Genomic DNA, 17,148 nt, shown 5'->3' on the forward strand with positions numbered 1-17,148 from the left:
ATTGCAGATCCTTTTTTATACCCTAAATTTGCTGTCGAGACCGATGATAAAAACTTTTTTCTGGGATGCAATGGATGATGTGTGGCGATTGAACTTGAATTAAATTCATGCGAAATGATGATGAGCGATGCAGCATTAAGTGGTGAGAATTGATGAAACACGCAGCAATAAAAAGGCAGGGACAAGTCCCTGCCTTTTAGATCATTGGCCTCACCAAACGTTATTTTGTTGGTGAAATGGCTGAAGCGTGCATCCCTTTTGGACCGGCTTCTACTTCAAATTGAACGGGTTGGCCTGCTTTTAGAGTTCGATAGCCTTCCATTTCAATGGTAGAATAGTGTGCAAAAACGTCCTCACCACCTTGATCAGGGCAAATAAACCCGAATCCTTTGGCGTTGTTGAACCATTTAACAGTTCCGCTTGCCATACTTCCACTTCCTTCTGTTGTCTACTTACCAGTAAGATAGTAAAACCTGTATAGACGGGTATTCGTTCACCGTCTGCACAACAGAATGTAAGGAGTAAATGCGGAAGTCAAGCTAAAATTAACAAAGGGGTAACAACTGATTAATTTGAACGGAACAATTGGAAGAGGCCAACACGAGAGGCTAGTATTAAAAAATGGCAAAGATAGGAAATATTGAACACGTTGAAGAACGTGTCGAATCAGAGTTAATGCCGCCTTCGATGTATAAGGTGGTACTCAATAATGATGATTACACCCCAATGGATTTTGTGATTGAAGTTTTGCAGGTTTTCTTTCGCAAGAACGAGCAGGAAGCGACCGATATCATGTTGACGATCCATCACCAAGGAAAAGGGATTTGCGGTATTTTCCCGTTTGGGATTGCAGAAACTAAGGTGATACAAGTAAATCAATTTGCAAGACAAAACCAACATCCGTTACTGTGTTCGTTAGAGAAAGCATAAAACCGCTTTACTCTGTAGTCTGTTGTTAATTTTGGGGGTGCTTATGCTGAACAAAGATCTGGAAGTCACCTTAAATCTGGCGTTTCAGCAAGCCAGAGACGCGCGTCACGAGTATATGACAGTGGAACATCTGTTATTAGCTCTGATCGACAATCCTGCGGCTCAAGAAGCGTTAATCGCCTGTGGAGCGAATCTAGATAAACTCAGAGATGAAGTGGCAAGCTTTATCCAACAAACAACCCCAATCATTGCCGATATTGATGATGACAAAGAAACTCAGCCGACGCTTGGGTTCCAGCGAGTGCTGCAACGGGCAGTATTCCATGTGCAGTCATCGGGTCGCAATGAAGTGAACGGCGCTAACGTGTTAGTTGCCATTTTCAGTGAGCAAGAATCCCAAGCCGTGTATTTACTGCGCCGCTGCGACATTAGTCGCCTCGATGTAGTGAATTTTATTTCCCATGGTTTCGCCAAAAATGATGATGCTGAGTCACATCAAGATCAAGAACGTGTCGAAGAGCAGGGCGAAGGCAGCGAAGAGCGTAGTATGTTGTCGCAATTTGCGTCCAACTTAAATCAACTTGCAAAGCAAGGGATCATCGACCCTTTGATTGGTCGCGACCAAGAAATTGAGCGCGCGATTCAAACCCTGTGCCGTCGCCGTAAAAATAATCCACTGTTAGTGGGTGAGGCGGGTGTAGGTAAAACAGCGATTGCTGAAGGGTTAGCGTATCGCATTGTCAATAAACAAGTACCCGATGTAATGCTTGAAGCGACAGTGTATTCCTTAGATTTAGGTTCACTGCTGGCGGGAACTAAGTATCGCGGTGACTTTGAAAAACGCTTTAAGAACCTGTTAAAAGAACTGGCGGCGGATAAGCATGCCATCCTATTCATCGATGAGATCCACACCATTATCGGTGCGGGCGCGGCCTCTGGCGGCGTAATGGATGCCTCTAATCTGCTGAAACCTTTGCTATCTAGCGGCAATTTGCGTTGCATGGGCTCGACTACTTTCCAAGAATATCAAAGTATTTTTGAGAAAGATCGCGCACTTGCACGTCGTTTCCAAAAGGTGGATATCAATGAGCCTTCAGTGGAAGAAACCACTAAGATTTTGATGGGGCTTAAGTCTAAATACGAAGAATATCATGGGGTTCGTTATACTCAGGCCGCGATCAGCAGCGCTGCAGTATTGTCGGCCAAGCACATCAACGACAGGCATTTACCCGATAAAGCCATCGATGTGATTGATGAAGCGGGTGCGCGTATGGTGATGCTGCCTATGAGTAAACGTAAAAAGACCATAGGCCAGGCCGAGATTGAGTCGATTGTGGCGAAAATGGCACGTATCCCTGAGAAGTCGGTATCCGCTACTGATAAGGACTTACTGCGTAACCTTGAGCGCAACCTTAAGATGGTGGTCTTTGGCCAAGATAAGGCCATTGAGAGTCTGAGTTCGGCCATTCGCTTATCGCGCAGTGGCTTAGGTGCTGACCGAAAACCTGTGGGGAGCTTCTTATTCGCCGGTCCCACCGGTGTGGGTAAAACCGAAGTCACTAACCAACTGGCCAACTGCTTGGGGATGAAACTGGTGCGCTTTGACATGTCTGAGTACATGGAAAGCCATACAGTGTCACGCCTGATTGGTGCGCCTCCTGGTTATGTGGGTTATGACCAAGGTGGCTTGCTCACGGATGCAGTGATTAAAAATCCGCACTGTGTCGTGCTATTGGATGAAATTGAGAAGGCCCACCGTGATGTCTATAACCTGCTGTTGCAGGTGATGGATCACGGTACTTTGACCGATAATAATGGTCGTAAGGCTGACTTCAGACATGTGACTTTGGTGATGACCACTAACGCGGGTGTACAGGAGACTATTCGTAAGTCTATTGGCTTTACCCAGCAAGATCACACCCAAGATGCATTATCTGAAATTAATCGAGTATTTTCGCCAGAATTTCGAAATCGTCTCGATTCCATCATTTGGTTCAATCATTTGGATATGACGATTATCGCCAAAGTGGTCGATAAATTCTTGGTGGAATTGCAGGCTCAGTTGGATGCAAAACACGTTACTTTGGAAGTCAGCGACGAAGCCAGAACCTTGTTGGCCGAGAAAGGCTACGATAAGAACATGGGCGCACGTCCAATGGCTCGGGTCGTGACCGAATTGATCAAACGTCCATTGGCTGACGAGATATTATTTGGTGTCTTAGAGTCAGGCGGAGTGGCGCATGTGGATGTGAAGGAGGGCGAGATTGTCATTCGTACCGAACGTCACGAAAAAGCGACAACAAAAGCTTAATGCTTGATTATCCATTAGTTTTAGACATAAAAATGGCTGCAATTGCAGCCATTTTTTTCATCTTTCGCAAACAAAAAAACCCGGCCTTGCCGGGTTTTTAAATCTAAGAGGCTATATCAGCGTGCGCGGAAGACAATGCGACCTTTGGTCAGATCATAAGGAGTCAGCTGGACGGTAACTTTATCGCCAGTGAGGATCCGGATGTAGTTTTTACGCATTTTGCCTGAAATGTGGGCTATCACCACATGACCATTTTCAAGCTCTACACGAAACATTGTGTTTGGCAAGGTTTCAAGGATAGTGCCTTGCATTTCAATGTTGTCTTCTTTCGCCATTAATTAATTATCCCATTAGCCTTCGAATATAAAAAACGGGCGTATCATGCCCCAAATTCCCCCCGCTGTAAAGGGGAAGTACTTAGCAAACTTGGGAATACTCCCAGCCCGTCGGTGTCAGAATTTGATAAGGGCGATACAAACGCTTGTAAGACATCTTACGGTTTTCATCTATTTGATATCCGAGATAAACAAATTCTTTATTCATGAGTTTCGCCAGTCGACACTGAATTAAAATTAACAGTGCACCGAGGGAGCGATGTTCTTCGTCGGGGTCAAAATAGCTGTAAATTGCCGAAAGACTATTGGGCAAACTATCAGTGACCGCAACTGCCAATAATTTATTTCCATCATAGACTTCGATAAACGTTGGCGGTAACCAATGGCAAAAAAGAAAGTGATTATATTGATCTTCACTCGGGGGAAACATGGGGCCGTCAAAATGTCGCCCACGAATGTAATGTTCATATAGCGTATATTGCTCGGCGGTTTGCTCCGATGTTATACGCCAAGTCAGATCTTGGTTTTTTGCTAAAGTGCGTTTTTGGCGTTTCGATGGGACAAATTCATGCGTTGGCACACGGATTGGTTGGCATGCACTGCATCTAGGGCAGCGAGGTTTGTAGATAGAGCTACCACTGCGGCGAAAACCCACCGCGAGCAAACGCTCAAATAAAATGGGATCGAGCGTATCTTCTTGGATGACGAGTAGCTGCTCCTGCTGGCCATCAAGGTAGCTGCAGGGAAATATTTGACTGATACCGATAGCGATCGACGCTTTACTCGAGTTCAAGGATGACCTCTTTAGTGGCCCAAGTATTTGGGTCCACGGGATTGTTTCTCAGTTCGCTCAGTAACGTTATAAAATCAATGCGTTTAATAGCTTTAGCTCCCAAACTTTCTAGGTGGGGATTCATCACTTGTGCGTCGATGAGTTTGAATCCCATCTTGAGTAAATGTTGTTGCAGTGCTGCAACGGCGGCCTTGGACGCATTGGTTTTACGGTGAAACATGGATTCGCCGCAAAATACTTGGCCGATCGCTAAGCCGTAAAGCCCACCGATTAAACGTTCACCTTCCCACACTTCAATGGAGTGGGCATGACCTGTTTGATGCAATTCGCGATAGGCCATTTGAATTTCTTGGGTGATCCAAGTGCCGCTCTGTTTTTCTCTTGGCTGCGCACATCCCGCCATCACATCGGTGAAAGCGTGATTGATTGTGATCCGCCAAGGTTGTTTTTTTAAGTATTTACGCAGGCTGGTGCTGATGTGAATTTCACCTGGAATAAACACGGCGCGGGGATCCGGCGACCACCACAGGATGGGATCGTCAGAATTAAACCAAGGAAAAATACCGTTGTAGTAAGCAGAGAGTAAACGTTCAGGACGTAAGTCGCCGCCGATAGCCAATAAACCATTAGGATCGGTTAAGGCGAGCTCGGGCGAAGGAAAAGCGTCAAATTCGTGATTCAGGAAAGACAGTGACTTCACAATTGAGTATGATTTAGTTATAGACCTTATTATTAAGTTAGCGGAAATTCAGATATGTGGAAACCTACTCTAGCAAGCTTTATGTTTATTTTTGCTTTTATCATTAGTCCCGCTAATGCTGGCTATGATCGCAATCAAGCCGTGCCAGTTGAGAAAGTACTCTATGGCGATATCACTTCGGTACGTAATATCACCGAAACCCAGTTAATTGAAGACCGTAATCAAGGTTGGAAAACCTTCGGCGGCGCCTTAGCGGGTGGGGTGATTGGTAATCAGTTTGGTGGCGGTTCGGGTCGAGATGTGGCGACGATTTTAGGTGCCTTGATTGGTGGGGGTATCGGTAACCGTTATGGCAGCGGTACTAGCGTGCAATCGTTTAAGCTGGTGGAACTGATGATCAATCAAGAAGATGGTACTCAGGTCATGGTGATCCAAGATTACGATGCTGGCATGACGTTTAACGCGGGTGACAGAGTTCGAGTGGTGTACCTGCAAGGTGGCGTGCGTGTTGATATCGCGATGTAAGCGATTGTCTCATCTTGAATAAGTGCTCATCTTCAGTAAATGGTCATCTAGAGTAACGGACGGTAATGCAATGACACGGACAGAACTAAGCCAATATTTAGCCGATTTTTTACATGTGTCGGCCTTTAAGGATTACGCACCCAATGGGCTGCAGGTAGAAGGCAAGGATGAGATCCGCACCTTAGTCACGGGCGTGACAGCGTGTCAGGCCTTGATCGATGAAGCGATTCGATTAAACGCCGATGCGATATTGGTTCATCACGGCTTTTTTTGGAAGAATGAGCCTGAAGTGATCACAGGCATGAAACAACGCCGAATTAAGGCGCTGCTCAAGCATGATATTAGCTTGTTTGGATATCATTTACCCTTAGATGCCCACCCAATGCTCGGTAATAACGCGACTTTGGGGAGGCAGCTTGGGATCATTGACGCAGAAGCCATCGAAGAGGTGGCTCAGGGGCTACTGTGGCGTGGAAAACTTGATCTTGCAGTCAGTGCTAGCGAATTTTCTCACACCCTTGAGAATGCGTTAGGCAGAGCCCCACTGCATATTGGTGATGGCGATGCAAAGATCCAACATTTAGCTTGGTGTACTGGTGGCGCACAGGATTATATCGATGTTGCGGCGAATTTAGGTGTGGATGCGTTTATCAGTGGCGAAGTGTCCGAGCGAACGTTCCATAGTGCGGTAGAGCAGGGCATACATTATTTTGCGGCGGGGCACCATGCGACAGAACGTTTTGGCATTCAAGCCTTAGGCCGTCACCTCGCCCGCGAGTTTGATCTCGTGCACCATTTTGTGGATATCACCAATCCGGTCTAATCCATTCATAAAGCGGCTTATGATGACCATCTAACTGTTTTATTCCTAAACGAAAGGCGAGCATGGCTCGCCTTTTTTATTGTGGTTTATTATTACTTATAGTCACTTAAATCCCTTTCTCTAGCGTTTGTGTAATCAGCTCGTAGCTGCTGCTAGATCAGCTCCAAAGTAGACAATACAAAGATGCCTAAGGTGCACGTGATCAGCGAGCAGACTGTGGTTAGCGCAATAATATTGGCCGCAAGGGGCGCATTGCCACCCATGGCGCGCGCCATCACATAGCTTGCGGCTGCGGTGGGCGCAGAACTCATTAAAAAGACCATTGCTAACTCAATTCCTCGATAACCCAACAGCAAGGCCCCAATAGTGATAAAAAGCGGGGCAAAGATCAGTTTCAATGCGCTCGAGAACCAAGTTGTATGCTTTTCATGTTTGAGTGAACCAACATCGAGCGAACCACCGGTACACAGTAGCGCTAATGGGAGGGTCATATTGGCAAAGTATTGTCCCGCATCGAGCACCATTTTCGGTACTGGAATAGCAAGCAAATAGAAAAAGATGCCTGCCATAATGGCAATGATCAACGGGTTTTTGGTGATGGTCTTGATGATCACGCCAAATGCACGTTGGCTGGATTCTTCGCCTTTAGGGCTTAGGCAAATAACCGCTTGAATGTTATACAGCAGCGTCATCGAGGCAACATAGACCGCGGCTAAGGCAACACCAGAACTCCCATAGGCGTTGGAAACATAAGCTAAGCCGATAATGGCGGTATTAGCCCTAAAACCCCCTTGAATGATCACTCCTTGGTCTTTGTGCTTGGGAAATAGCCGCCCAGTTGCATAGGTGGAGAGTATAAAAAACAGGAAATTGGCTGCTAAACCATAGCCAATTAAGGGCGCACTGGAGGCGAGATCGTGATTTGAGCTAATGATGCTAAGGAACAGCAAGGCTGGCAGCGTCACGTTAAAGACTAATTTTGAGGCGACATCAATAAAGTTTTCATTGATGATTTGGGTGCGTTTTAGGATCATACCGAGCGCTAACATCAAACAGATTGGACCCGTAATCGAGGCAGAAAACAGCAACTGCTCAACGATATTTCCCATAACTACTCCTCGAATGACTCACTGAACACCGCGTCGATTTTAGACCTGTCACAGATATGAATATCACACTGCAGCGAATGCCTTGTCGATAGAAATACGAGCATTAACTCGTTTTCTGAAACCTGTCACTTAAAGCATTCGATTAAACCTGTCGGCTAAACTTAGTGGCGTAAACTCAGTCTTTTAAAAGACAAAGTGACACTCGAAGCAACGAATCGGCTCAAACAATCGATACCAACAAATAAGGCCACATAAAATGCGGCCTTATTGATTTTTCGAGCGTTATCTAGCGCAGATTACTTAACCCGCATGCCAGGCTGTGCGCCTTCATGGGGTTCTAAAATCCACAGGTCGCTGCCACCAGGGCCAGCGGCCAAAACCATGCCTTCTGACATGCCAAAACGCATCTTACGTGGCGCTAAGTTAGCCACCATCACAGTTAGTTTGCCTTCAAGGTCTTCTGGCGAATAGGCCGATTTGATCCCTGCAAACACTTGGCGTGTTTCGCCACCGATGTCGAGTTGTAACTTCAGTAACTTGTCGGCGTCAGCAACATGCTCGGCTTTCACGATACGAGCGATACGCAGGTCGATTTTCGCAAAATCATCAAAGTTGATGGTCTCACTGATAGGATCGTCAATCAGTGGCTCACTACTAACCGATGAAACTTTAGCTGTTTTTTCAGGCGCAGCCGTCTTTGGTGCATCGGCCGTGACTTGCAGGTTATCCTTAGAGTCGGCAACCATAGCATTGACTTTATCCAGCTCAACACGTTGCATCATGGCTTTGAATGGCGCGATTTCATGACCCGCTAAATCTTGGTTCAATGCATTCCAAGTGAGCGGTAGTTGGAAGAAGGCTTCCACATCTTGGGCTAAACGTGGCAATACAGGTTTGAGATACGTCACGAGAATACGGAACAGATTCAAGGCATTTGAACACACTTGATGGGCCGCTTCCTGTTGATCGTCATGTTTCACCATTTGCCAAGGTGCAGCATCGGCTACAAAACCGTTAGCAATATCCGCCAGTGCCATGATTTCGCGCATTGCTTTGCCGTATTCGCGGCCTTCGTAAAATTCGGCAATCACCTCTTGCTTGGCTAGAAACGCCTCAGTCAGTGTGGTGTCGTTAATTTTCGCTAGCTTGCCATCGAAACGTTTAGTGATAAAACCTGCGGTGCGCGAGGCTAAGTTCACTAGCTTACCGACTAAGTCTGAATTCACGCGCTGGGCGAAATCTTCGAGATTTAAATCTAAATCGTCGATACGGCTGCTGAGTTTGGCGGCGTAGTAGTAACGTAAATATTCAGGATCTAAATGATCTAAATAAGTTCGCGCCTTGATGAAAGTGCCTTTGGATTTTGACATCTTAGCGCCGTTGACCGTCACATAGCCGTGGGCATAGACGCTGTTTGGCTGGCGGTAACCAGAGCCGTGTAACATGGCAGGCCAAAACAGACTGTGGAAGTAGACTATGTCTTTACCGATGAAGTGATAAACCTCGGCGGTTGAATCTTTGCCCCAGAATTCCTCAAAGCTCAGCTCAGGGCGTTTGTCACAGAGGTTTTTGAACGAACCCATATAACCAATAGGCGCATCTAGCCAAACGTAGAAATACTTACCTGGCGCATCGGGAATTTCGAAACCAAAATACGGTGCATCACGGGTGATATCCCATTGCTGCAATCCTTGCTCGAACCATTCGTTGAGTTTATTGGCCATTTCGACTTGCAGGGCACCAGAGCGAGTCCACTCTTTTAGCATGCCTTCGAAGGCGGGCAGGTCGAAGAAAAAGTGCTCAGTGTCTTTCATCACTGGTGTCGCACCCGATACCGCTGATTTTGGATTGATGAGCTCAGTTGGGCTGTAAGTCGCGCCGCAGGCATCACAGTTATCGCCGTATTGATCCGGTGACTTACACTTAGGACAAGTGCCTTTTACGAAGCGGTCTGGCAGGAACATGGATTTCTCAGGATCGAACAGCTGAGAAATACTCTTGCTCTTGATATAGCCATTCGCACGTAGCTTGAGATAAATATCACTCGCCAGTACGCGGTTTTCATCGCTGTGGGTGCTGTGATAGTTATCGAAGGCGATATTGAAATCGGCAAAATCCTGCTGATGTTCTTTGTTCACTTGGGCAATCATGTCTTCTGGCGCTATGCCTAATTGCTGTGCTTTAAGCATGATTGGCGTGCCATGGGCGTCATCGGCACAAATATAGTGGCACTCATGTCCACGAAGCTTTTGATAACGCGACCAGATATCTGTCTGTATGTATTCCAGCATGTGACCTAAATGTATCGGTCCGTTTGCATAGGGAAGTGCGCTGGTCACGAGAATTTTACGTTGTGAAGTTGCCATCTTGTCTCAAATATCGTGGTGGGCCAAAAATATTGGTAGAGATACTAACCGATTACAGGATGATTTTCATCAAAACCTGAGCCAATTGAGCTAAATCTGCGCTAATGTTTTCTGCATTATCTGGTACACTTGGGCAAATTTATTGGTGGGGGTAATTCTTTTGTCTTCAACTCAAACTGATTATCGTTTAAATGACGATCTTCTCGGGCCAGTTCTGGCTATTCTCGATTCATTTGTTGACCCGTATCTCGCGAAAGGGTTAGTGAGCGCAGGATGCGTAAATAAGCTGGCATTGGAAGGTAAGCGTTTGCAGCTTGGCTTAGTCTATCCATACCCTTGTATGACTCAGTATCGCGACACTGTCATGGCGCTGACGAATAAGTTAGCGGTGCTCGATGCTATTGATGAAGTCGAGTGTGAAATCGATTTTCAACCTAAAGCCTACTCAGCGTTATCTTCTATTGCGCCGATTGCCAATGTGAAGCAAGTGATTGCCGTAGCCTCAGGTAAGGGCGGCGTGGGTAAGTCAACCACAGCGGTGAACTTAGCCTTGGCATTAGCGGCTGAAGGTGCGCAGGTGGGTATTCTCGATGCGGATATTTACGGCCCGTCAGTGCCTATGATGTTAGGTATTCCTAATTTCAGACCGCTTTCCCCCGATGGCAAACATATGACAGCCGCCAGTGCCCATGGTATTGCCGCGCAGTCGATTGGTTTTATGCTCAGTGGTGATGAAGCTGCCGTGTGGCGTGGCCCAATGGCTGCGGGCGCGTTGGCCCAGTTACTGAATGAAACCCAATGGCCAGAACTGGATTATTTAGTCGTTGATATGCCACCAGGCACAGGGGATATTCAGCTCACGTTATCGCAAAAAGTCCCTGTGAGCGGCGCTGTTATCGTAACTACACCGCAGGATATCGCGCTGGCTGATGCCAAGAAGGGCATCAATATGTTCCAGAAAGTGAACATTCCTGTGCTGGGTATAGTCGAGAACATGAGTTTCCATTTATGTCCTGAGTGTGGTCATAAAGAACATCCATTTGGAACACACGGCGGCAGTAAAATCGCTGAACGCTATCAAGTTCCACTGTTAGGCGCTTTGCCGCTGCACATTAATATCCGTGAAGCCATGGATAATGGTGCGCCGACCGTCGTTGCCGATCCCGACAGTGAAGTCGCAGCTCTTTATCGGGAAATTGCCCGTAAAGTGGGCGCAGAATTGGCTTTAAAACAAAGCCAGAAAACAGTTTCTATTAGTGTTTCAGATGACGAGTAAGGTTTAAGGGTATGAATTCTCAGCAGTGTGTCATTATTGCAATTGCTGGCGCGTCAGCATCGGGCAAAAGTTTAATTGCCAAAACGATTTTTGACGAATTGCGCCGCGATTTAGGCACAGATCAAATTGGGGTAATTAATGAAGACGCGTACTATCGCGATCAGAGTCATTTATCCATGGATGAACGGGTATTAACGAATTACGATCATCCAAAAGCGCTGGACCATCAACTGCTGTGCACGCATTTACAGTTGCTCAAGTCTGGCGAAGCTGTTGATATCCCTTGTTATAGCTATACAGAACATACACGCACTGCAGAAACCTTAAAGATGACACCGAAAAAGGTGATCATTTTAGAAGGTATCTTATTGCTGACCGATCCTAAGTTACGTGCTCTGATGGACGCGAGTGTGTTTATGGACACGCCGCTGGACATTTGTTTCCTACGTCGCTTAACTCGTGATGTGGCCGAGCGCGGCCGTACGATGGAATCTGTGATTTCACAGTACAAGAAAACCGTGCGTCCTATGTTCTTACAGTTTATCGAACCCTCGAAACAATACGCTGATATTATCGTTCCCCGTGGCGGCAAAAATCGTATTGCGACTGATATTTTAAAGACTCGTATCCAACATTTACTGGCAAAATAACGACATAAAAACTCAAGGAGTAATAGGCAAGATGCGCTTAACCGATATCGAAATTGAACAGGCCCTTGATAACGGCACTATCGTAATAGAACCTCGCCCAGGCATAGAAGCTATTTCAGGCGTCAGTGTTGATGTGCGCTTAGGTGGACAGTTTCGCGTCTTTAAAGATCATACCGCGCCTTTTATCGACTTGAGTGGTCCAAGTGCTGAGATGCAAGCGGCGCTTGATCGGGTGATGAGTGAGATTATCGAAATCCCCGATGGCGAAGCATTTTTCTTGCATCCTGGAGAATTGGCTTTGGCTGTGACTTACGAGAGCGTAACTTTACCTGCTGATATCGTCGGTTGGCTTGATGGCCGTTCGTCTCTAGCGCGTTTAGGCCTGATGGTACACGTAACGGCGCACCGTATCGATCCGGGTTGGCAAGGTAAAATTGTGCTCGAGTTTTATAACAGCGGCAAGTTACCTTTAGCCTTGCGCCCACGCATGACTATAGGTGCGCTTAACTTTGAACGCTTAAATCATGCGGTTGCACGTCCTTATAACACCCGTAAAAGTGCCAAGTACAAAGATCAGCAAGAAGCGGTGGCTAGCCGTATCAGTCAGGACTAACACGCGTGTTCTGGGTGAATGGCGCATCGCAGGCAAGTGTCGACCCTTCCGATCGAGGGCTTGCCTACGGTGATGGTCTGTTTGCAACGATGCGAACGGACGCTGAGGGGATTATTTTTTTTGAAGCCCATCAAGCCCGTTTAACCGCAAGCGCCGCAAGGCTTGGATTTCAATGGCAAATGAGTGAAGCATTGCAACAGCAACTGAATATCTTAGCCATTGAATATCCGCATCATTGCATTAAGTTAATCGTTTCCCGTGGTGTTGGTGGTCGTGGCTATACACCGCCAGAAAATGTTAATCCTACCGAAATCGTCTCAGTTCATACTATCCCCGGTCATTATGCTCAGTGGCAGCAACAGGGTATTAGCCTTAAAACTTCGTCGGTACGATTGGGTTTGCAGCCTCTGTTGGCAGGGATGAAGCATTTAAATCGACTCGAACAAGTTTTGATTAAATCACACTCTTTACCGCAGGGATTTGATGACTGGTTAGTCAAAGATATCGAGGAGAATGTGATTGAATCTTCGATGGCGAATGTGTTTTTTATCAAAGATAATCGCATTATCACGCCTTCATTAGCCCTGTGTGGCGTGGCGGGTGTGATGCGCGAACAGATAATGTTGGCCTTGCTTGAACAGAACATGAATATCGAATGTTTGCCCGTTGGCGCCGAGCGTTTAATCGAATTTGACTCAGCGTTTATCACTAACAGCGTTTTAGGGATTGTGGATGTACTGGCGATAGACTCGCTCAAGTTCACCCGTGCTCCGATTACCGCGCAACTTAGACAGACACTTTCACTCACTCTATGAAAAAAATCATTATTATCGCCAGTTCAACCCTGTTGACCTTGCTAACCTTAGTCTGTTTGGGTGCCTTTTGGGGCTATCAAACGGTTGTCGAATACAGTCAAACGCCGCTGAGTCTCAGCGAGCCTAAAGAGTTGAAGGTTGAACGCGGCACCAGTGTAAATCAACTGGCGCAGCAACTTGCCGATGACGGCGTTATTCAAGATACGTGGAAACTCAAGTGGCTACTTAAGTTTCGTCCTGAGCTTGCCAAAATTCGCACGGGACTTTATGAAATATCACCTTCACAAACGATTACTGATTTACTCAATGATTTGATCGCTGGGAAAGTAAAAACCTTCAGTTTGACCTTAGTTGAAGGTAAAACTATTGTGGAATGGGAACAACAGCTTACCAGTGCTCCGCATTTACAAATGTCACCAGAAGCTTTTGCTGCGGTATTGATGGCACAAGGCGATGATTCTGGTTTGCCTGAAGGAAAATTCTTCCCCGACACTTATCATTATACCGCCGAGGCGGATGCTAAAGTCATGCTGACTCAAAGCTATAAAATGATGGAGCAGGAGCTTGCCAAAGCGTGGGCAGAACGGGCGCCAAATTTGCCGTTAAAATCGCCCTATGAAATGCTGATTTTGGCATCGATAGTTGAAAAGGAAACCGGCCAAGCCCATGAGCGTGAGCAAATCGCCGGTGTATTTGTTAATCGTCTTAACCTAGGTATGCGTCTGCAAACCGATCCGACCGTTATTTACGGCATGGGTGATCGCTATAAGGGTAATATCACCCGCAAAGATTTAGTCGAAGAGACGCCTTTTAATACTTATCGCATCTTTGGATTGCCGCCGACGCCGATAGCTGCACCGAGTAAAGCCTCATTGATGGCCGTGTCTAAGCCCGCCAGTGTGAGTTACCTTTATTTTGTATCGCGCAACGATGGCACCCATGTGTTTTCAACCACGCTTGAAGAACACAATCACGCCGTAGACGTCTATCAGCGTAAGATAAAACCAGCGACGCCAGAAAAATCCCCAAAGTAAAAATGCAGAGAAAGAAAATCCAATGTCAGTTTTTGCAAAATTTATCGTTATTGAAGGTTTAGAAGGCGCAGGTAAGTCGAGTGCGATTAACCTTATTCGCGACTTTATTGAAAAACATACGGGTAAAGCACCGATTTGCACCCGCGAACCGGGCGGTACACCATTGGCTGAACGTATCCGTGATTTAGTTAAGATTGCCGATGCGAACGATCCCCTGTGTGATGAGGCCGAGTGTTTACTCATTTATGCTGCCAGAGCTCAGTTGGTTGCTAATGTCATAAAGCCCGCGCTTGCGCAAGGGCAATGGGTATTGGGTGATAGACATAATCTATCGTCATTAGCTTATCAAGGTGGTGGCAGAGGTTTAATGCCGTTAGTGGAAGCGGTGAGCACTGCAACACTAAAGGGATTTAAACCCGATCTTACTTTGTACTTAGATTTAGATCCTAAGCTTGGGCTTACCCGTGCAGCTAAACGTGGTGAGCTTGATAGAATTGAGCAACAAGCGATTGATTTCTTTGAGCGAGCACGCGCTACATATCTCAAACTTGCCAGCGAAGATGACAGTATCGTGGTTATAGACGCGAGCCAAACTATGGCTGAAGTGCACAAAGATATCTTAGCCGTGCTTCAGGCGATGGTATGGTAGCCGAGTCCGGATTTACGGCTGAGCAATTACCTTGGCTCGAAGGGCCAAGACAGGCATTTTTAGCGCAATTAGCGCGTCAAAAAATACCTCACGCACAACTCGTGGGCATTGATTCAGCCTATGGTGGTGAGTTGCTGAGTGTGTTTATGGCGCGCGCGGCTATGTGTTTGCAGCCAACGCCTGTGGGAGCGTGCGGTTTTTGTAAGTCTTGTCAGCTCTATGATGCGGGCAATCATCCTGATTTTTATCATATCGCCGCCGATGGCAATCAAATTAAAGTCGATCAAATTCGTGAGCTGTGTACGCGTCTGACAGCCACCGCACAGCAAAGTGGCAGGCGTGTAGCGATTATCCACCACAGCGAGCGTCTTAACTCCGCAGCCGCGAACGCACTCCTTAAAACCCTTGAGGAGCCAGGTAAAGACACCTTACTGATTTTGCAGTCGGATACGCCTGCACGTTTGATGGCGACGGTTAGCAGTCGTTGTCAACGCATTCCCTTTGTCGTTCCGAGTCGAGAGGTCATCAAAAACTGGCTTGCCCAGCGATGTGGTATTCAAGAGGATGTGACTTGGTGTTTGAGTGTGGTGGGGGGGCCGTTAAAGTTGGCTGAGAGTTTGCAGTCTGAGGGTAGCCAACAGAGTCGGTATCAATCCTTGCTACAATTTCGCAAAGATTGGGCACAAAGTTTGTCGTCTGGTCATCTGTGTGCTAGTTTGTTAATAATAAGTGAACAACAAATAATTGATGTTCTTAAGGTTTTGTACCTACTTATACGACAGGTTTTACTGAAAAATAGCCATCAAGATGCGTTTGTTCATGCGCAGCTCGGGAATTTGGCGGCTAAGATCATGGGAATGTGTCATAGCTTAAGCACAATGCCGAGCGTCAATTATCTGGCCCTGTGTCAAAGTTATGTCTTAGAATATAGAGAGATAACAAATAAGTAATATGCCATGGTAGATCTCGTCGTTAATTTTGATACTTTACATCAGTTATATCGTGCCTATATGCCTTTTATTAAGCCGGCAGGATTATTTATTGCGACCAGTGAAAGTCATTATCTTGGCCAACCGCTGACGATTGCGTATCGTTTACCCGGCGCAACCCTCACTAATGAATTTCGTGGTGTTGTGGTGTGGATTAATCCCTTAGGAGCGTCGGGTGGCCGCCCTGTGGGGATTGGCATTAAAATTATTTCTGAGCCAGATAGCCATAAACACCATATCGAAAAGTTACTGTCCCGCGAACTCGCCTCCGGCGATCTAACCTGCACTATGTAGCTTAGCCTGCATTATTGATCTGGTTTAAACGTTTGTTCACTGCCTAAACTGGCTATTTACTTCTGTTGAATTTGACCTCGATCTCTTGGCTGGGTATCCTTGTCGTCCTTTGTTACTCTGCTTGGAAATCCTTGTGCTTATTGATTCACACTGCCATCTCGATCGCCTCAAAGCGGCGCCTGATCAACAAACCTTAGAACAGATTCTTGCTAATGCTAAAGCTCGTGGCGTGGACTATATGTTGTGCGTGAATGTACGCCAGCAGGGATTTGAATCGATGCGAGATAAAGTTGCAGCCTTCGAACAGGTATTTTTGTCATCGGGTGTGCATCCATTAGACGTTAAAGAAGGCCTCGATGTTGAGCAAATTCGTCGCTTTGCCACCGATCCTAAAGTGGTCGCGATTGGTGAAACGGGGTTAGATTATTTTTATGCCGACGAAACTAAACTGCTGCAACAACAATGTTTTGAGCAGCAGATTGCCCTTGCGGTAGAAGTGAATAAACCTCTAATTGTCCATACCCGTGATGCACGTGAAGACACGATCACTATGCTTAAGCAGGGTAACGCGGATAACGTTGGCGGCGTGCTGCATTGCTTTACCGAGAACTGGGAGATGGCGAAAGCGGCGATTGATCTCGGCTTTTATATTTCGGTTTCTGGCATAGTCACTTTTAAAAATGCGGGTGATCTGCGAACCGTTATTCGCAAAGTGCCTCAGGATCGTCTGCTAGTTGAAACGGACTCGCCTTATTTGGCGCCGATCCCACACCGTGGACAAGAAAATCAGCCTGCCTATGTGCGTGATGTGGCTGAGTTTGTGGCAGAGCTTAGAGGTGAGCGTTACGAAGATCTTGCTGAATACACCAGCAATAACTTCTTTAATTTATTCAAAGATGCAGCGCGTTTAGTTGGCCGTTAGCTGCAAGTGCTTTG

The 17,148-nt window shown here is 46.5% G+C and carries 19 protein-coding genes; 13 read left to right on the plus strand and 6 right to left on the minus strand.

Annotation, left to right across the window (positions count from 1 at the left end):
• Nucleotides 1–220 precede the first annotated feature (220 nt).
• Entirely contained in the window at nucleotides 221–427 is a 207-nt protein-coding gene (gene cspD / locus KO537_RS18260; protein ID WP_006081937.1) for a cold shock domain-containing protein CspD, read from the minus strand.
• Nucleotides 428–621: 194 nt separating this feature from the next.
• Here cspD and clpS point away from each other — a divergent pair, with 194 nt between their 5' ends.
• The gene (gene clpS / locus KO537_RS18265; RefSeq protein WP_006081936.1) at nucleotides 622–930 is read left to right on the plus strand and encodes an ATP-dependent Clp protease adapter ClpS; all 309 of its coding nucleotides are present in this window, start codon (nucleotides 622–624) and stop codon (nucleotides 928–930) included.
• 43 nt (nucleotides 931–973) lie between these two features.
• Nucleotides 974–3,241, plus strand: a complete 2,268-nt coding sequence (gene clpA / locus KO537_RS18270) for an ATP-dependent Clp protease ATP-binding subunit ClpA (protein ID WP_173244515.1) — start codon at nucleotides 974–976, stop codon at nucleotides 3,239–3,241.
• 116 nt (nucleotides 3,242–3,357) lie between these two features.
• Here clpA and infA read toward each other — a convergent pair whose 3' ends face one another.
• The 3 genes from infA to aat all read right to left on the minus strand — a co-directional run bounded on the left by infA (nucleotide 3,358) and on the right by aat (nucleotide 5,069).
• Nucleotides 3,358–3,576 (minus strand): translation initiation factor IF-1, encoded by a 219-nt coding sequence (gene infA / locus KO537_RS18275; protein WP_006081934.1) that lies wholly within the window; start codon nucleotides 3,574–3,576, stop codon nucleotides 3,358–3,360.
• Nucleotides 3,577–3,658: 82 nt separating this feature from the next.
• Entirely contained in the window at nucleotides 3,659–4,369 is a 711-nt protein-coding gene (locus tag KO537_RS18280; protein ID WP_028759740.1) for an arginyltransferase, read from the minus strand.
• Entirely contained in the window at nucleotides 4,356–5,069 is a 714-nt protein-coding gene (gene aat / locus KO537_RS18285; RefSeq protein ID WP_173244518.1) for a leucyl/phenylalanyl-tRNA--protein transferase, read from the minus strand. The genes KO537_RS18280 and aat overlap by 14 nt, the downstream gene beginning before the upstream one ends.
• Before the next feature lie 54 nt (nucleotides 5,070–5,123).
• Here aat and KO537_RS18290 point away from each other — a divergent pair, with 54 nt between their 5' ends.
• A complete protein-coding gene (locus tag KO537_RS18290; RefSeq protein WP_028759742.1) occupies nucleotides 5,124–5,594 on the plus strand; it encodes a glycine zipper 2TM domain-containing protein in 471 nt (156 codons plus the stop codon).
• A 70-nt stretch (nucleotides 5,595–5,664) separates the two neighbouring features.
• Nucleotides 5,665–6,417 carry a Nif3-like dinuclear metal center hexameric protein gene (locus tag KO537_RS18295; protein WP_173244521.1) on the plus strand — a complete coding sequence of 251 codons (753 nt, stop codon included), beginning with the start codon at nucleotides 5,665–5,667 and terminating at the stop codon, nucleotides 6,415–6,417.
• Between the two features lie 152 nt (nucleotides 6,418–6,569).
• On the opposite strand, the gene KO537_RS18300 is transcribed toward KO537_RS18295, so the two are convergent.
• Complete coding sequence (locus KO537_RS18300; RefSeq protein ID WP_173244524.1) at nucleotides 6,570–7,526, minus strand: AEC family transporter; 957 nt, start codon at nucleotides 7,524–7,526, stop codon at nucleotides 6,570–6,572.
• A 296-nt stretch (nucleotides 7,527–7,822) separates the two neighbouring features.
• On the minus strand, nucleotides 7,823–9,892 hold the full coding sequence (gene metG, locus KO537_RS18305; protein ID WP_219235238.1) for a methionine--tRNA ligase: 2,070 nt from the start codon (nucleotides 9,890–9,892) through the stop codon (nucleotides 7,823–7,825).
• A gap of 160 nt (nucleotides 9,893–10,052) precedes the next feature.
• Here metG and apbC point away from each other — a divergent pair, with 160 nt between their 5' ends.
• From apbC to KO537_RS18350, 9 genes are all read left to right on the plus strand, one after another.
• Nucleotides 10,053–11,168, plus strand: a complete 1,116-nt coding sequence (gene apbC, locus KO537_RS18310; protein WP_006086266.1) for an iron-sulfur cluster carrier protein ApbC — start codon at nucleotides 10,053–10,055, stop codon at nucleotides 11,166–11,168.
• A gap of 11 nt (nucleotides 11,169–11,179) precedes the next feature.
• Entirely contained in the window at nucleotides 11,180–11,818 is a 639-nt protein-coding gene (udk, locus tag KO537_RS18315; RefSeq protein ID WP_028759746.1) for a uridine kinase, read from the plus strand.
• A gap of 31 nt (nucleotides 11,819–11,849) precedes the next feature.
• Complete coding sequence (gene dcd, locus KO537_RS18320; RefSeq protein ID WP_028759747.1) at nucleotides 11,850–12,431, plus strand: dCTP deaminase; 582 nt, start codon at nucleotides 11,850–11,852, stop codon at nucleotides 12,429–12,431.
• Nucleotides 12,432–12,436: 5 nt separating this feature from the next.
• The gene (gene pabC / locus KO537_RS18325) at nucleotides 12,437–13,246 is read left to right on the plus strand and encodes an aminodeoxychorismate lyase (protein WP_173244531.1); all 810 of its coding nucleotides are present in this window, start codon (nucleotides 12,437–12,439) and stop codon (nucleotides 13,244–13,246) included.
• Complete coding sequence (mltG, locus tag KO537_RS18330; protein ID WP_173244534.1) at nucleotides 13,243–14,280, plus strand: endolytic transglycosylase MltG; 1,038 nt, start codon at nucleotides 13,243–13,245, stop codon at nucleotides 14,278–14,280. Before pabC ends, mltG begins: the two co-directional genes overlap by 4 nt.
• Nucleotides 14,281–14,302: 22 nt before the next feature.
• Nucleotides 14,303–14,929: a dTMP kinase gene (tmk, locus tag KO537_RS18335; protein ID WP_028759750.1), complete on the plus strand. Its 627-nt coding sequence runs from the start codon at nucleotides 14,303–14,305 to the stop codon at nucleotides 14,927–14,929.
• The gene (gene holB / locus KO537_RS18340; protein ID WP_173244537.1) at nucleotides 14,923–15,879 is read left to right on the plus strand and encodes a DNA polymerase III subunit delta'; all 957 of its coding nucleotides are present in this window, start codon (nucleotides 14,923–14,925) and stop codon (nucleotides 15,877–15,879) included. Before tmk ends, holB begins: the two co-directional genes overlap by 7 nt.
• Before the next feature lie 6 nt (nucleotides 15,880–15,885).
• Complete coding sequence (locus KO537_RS18345) at nucleotides 15,886–16,212, plus strand: PilZ domain-containing protein (RefSeq protein ID WP_028759752.1); 327 nt, start codon at nucleotides 15,886–15,888, stop codon at nucleotides 16,210–16,212.
• A gap of 133 nt (nucleotides 16,213–16,345) precedes the next feature.
• The gene (locus KO537_RS18350; protein ID WP_173244540.1) at nucleotides 16,346–17,134 is read left to right on the plus strand and encodes a YchF/TatD family DNA exonuclease; all 789 of its coding nucleotides are present in this window, start codon (nucleotides 16,346–16,348) and stop codon (nucleotides 17,132–17,134) included.
• The last annotated feature ends 14 nt before the right edge of the window (nucleotides 17,135–17,148 follow it).

It is taken from the genome of Shewanella sp. NKUCC01_JLK, assembly GCF_019345615.1.
In the GTDB taxonomy this organism is placed as follows: domain Bacteria; phylum Pseudomonadota; class Gammaproteobacteria; order Enterobacterales; family Shewanellaceae; genus Shewanella; species Shewanella oncorhynchi.

What these genes read in the sequence shown, in the direction of transcription:
- cspD (WP_006081937.1), bottom strand. Translation starts at nt 427, where the DNA reads ATGGCAAGCGGAACTGTTAAATGGTTCAACAACGCCAAAGGATTCGGG.
- mltG (WP_173244534.1), top strand. Translation starts at nt 13,243, where the DNA reads ATGAAAAAAATCATTATTATCGCCAGTTCAACCCTGTTGACCTTGCTA.
- clpS (WP_006081936.1), top strand. Translation starts at nt 622, where the DNA reads ATGGCAAAGATAGGAAATATTGAACACGTTGAAGAACGTGTCGAATCA.
- infA (WP_006081934.1), bottom strand. Translation starts at nt 3,576, where the DNA reads ATGGCGAAAGAAGACAACATTGAAATGCAAGGCACTATCCTTGAAACC.
- KO537_RS18345 (WP_028759752.1), top strand. Translation starts at nt 15,886, where the DNA reads ATGGTAGATCTCGTCGTTAATTTTGATACTTTACATCAGTTATATCGT.
- KO537_RS18295 (WP_173244521.1), top strand. Translation starts at nt 5,665, where the DNA reads ATGACACGGACAGAACTAAGCCAATATTTAGCCGATTTTTTACATGTG.
- udk (WP_028759746.1), top strand. Translation starts at nt 11,180, where the DNA reads ATGAATTCTCAGCAGTGTGTCATTATTGCAATTGCTGGCGCGTCAGCA.
- KO537_RS18290 (WP_028759742.1), top strand. Translation starts at nt 5,124, where the DNA reads ATGTGGAAACCTACTCTAGCAAGCTTTATGTTTATTTTTGCTTTTATC.
- dcd (WP_028759747.1), top strand. Translation starts at nt 11,850, where the DNA reads ATGCGCTTAACCGATATCGAAATTGAACAGGCCCTTGATAACGGCACT.
- KO537_RS18300 (WP_173244524.1), bottom strand. Translation starts at nt 7,526, where the DNA reads ATGGGAAATATCGTTGAGCAGTTGCTGTTTTCTGCCTCGATTACGGGT.
- tmk (WP_028759750.1), top strand. Translation starts at nt 14,303, where the DNA reads ATGTCAGTTTTTGCAAAATTTATCGTTATTGAAGGTTTAGAAGGCGCA.
- clpA (WP_173244515.1), top strand. Translation starts at nt 974, where the DNA reads ATGCTGAACAAAGATCTGGAAGTCACCTTAAATCTGGCGTTTCAGCAA.
- metG (WP_219235238.1), bottom strand. Translation starts at nt 9,892, where the DNA reads ATGGCAACTTCACAACGTAAAATTCTCGTGACCAGCGCACTTCCCTAT.
- holB (WP_173244537.1), top strand. Translation starts at nt 14,923, where the DNA reads ATGGTAGCCGAGTCCGGATTTACGGCTGAGCAATTACCTTGGCTCGAA.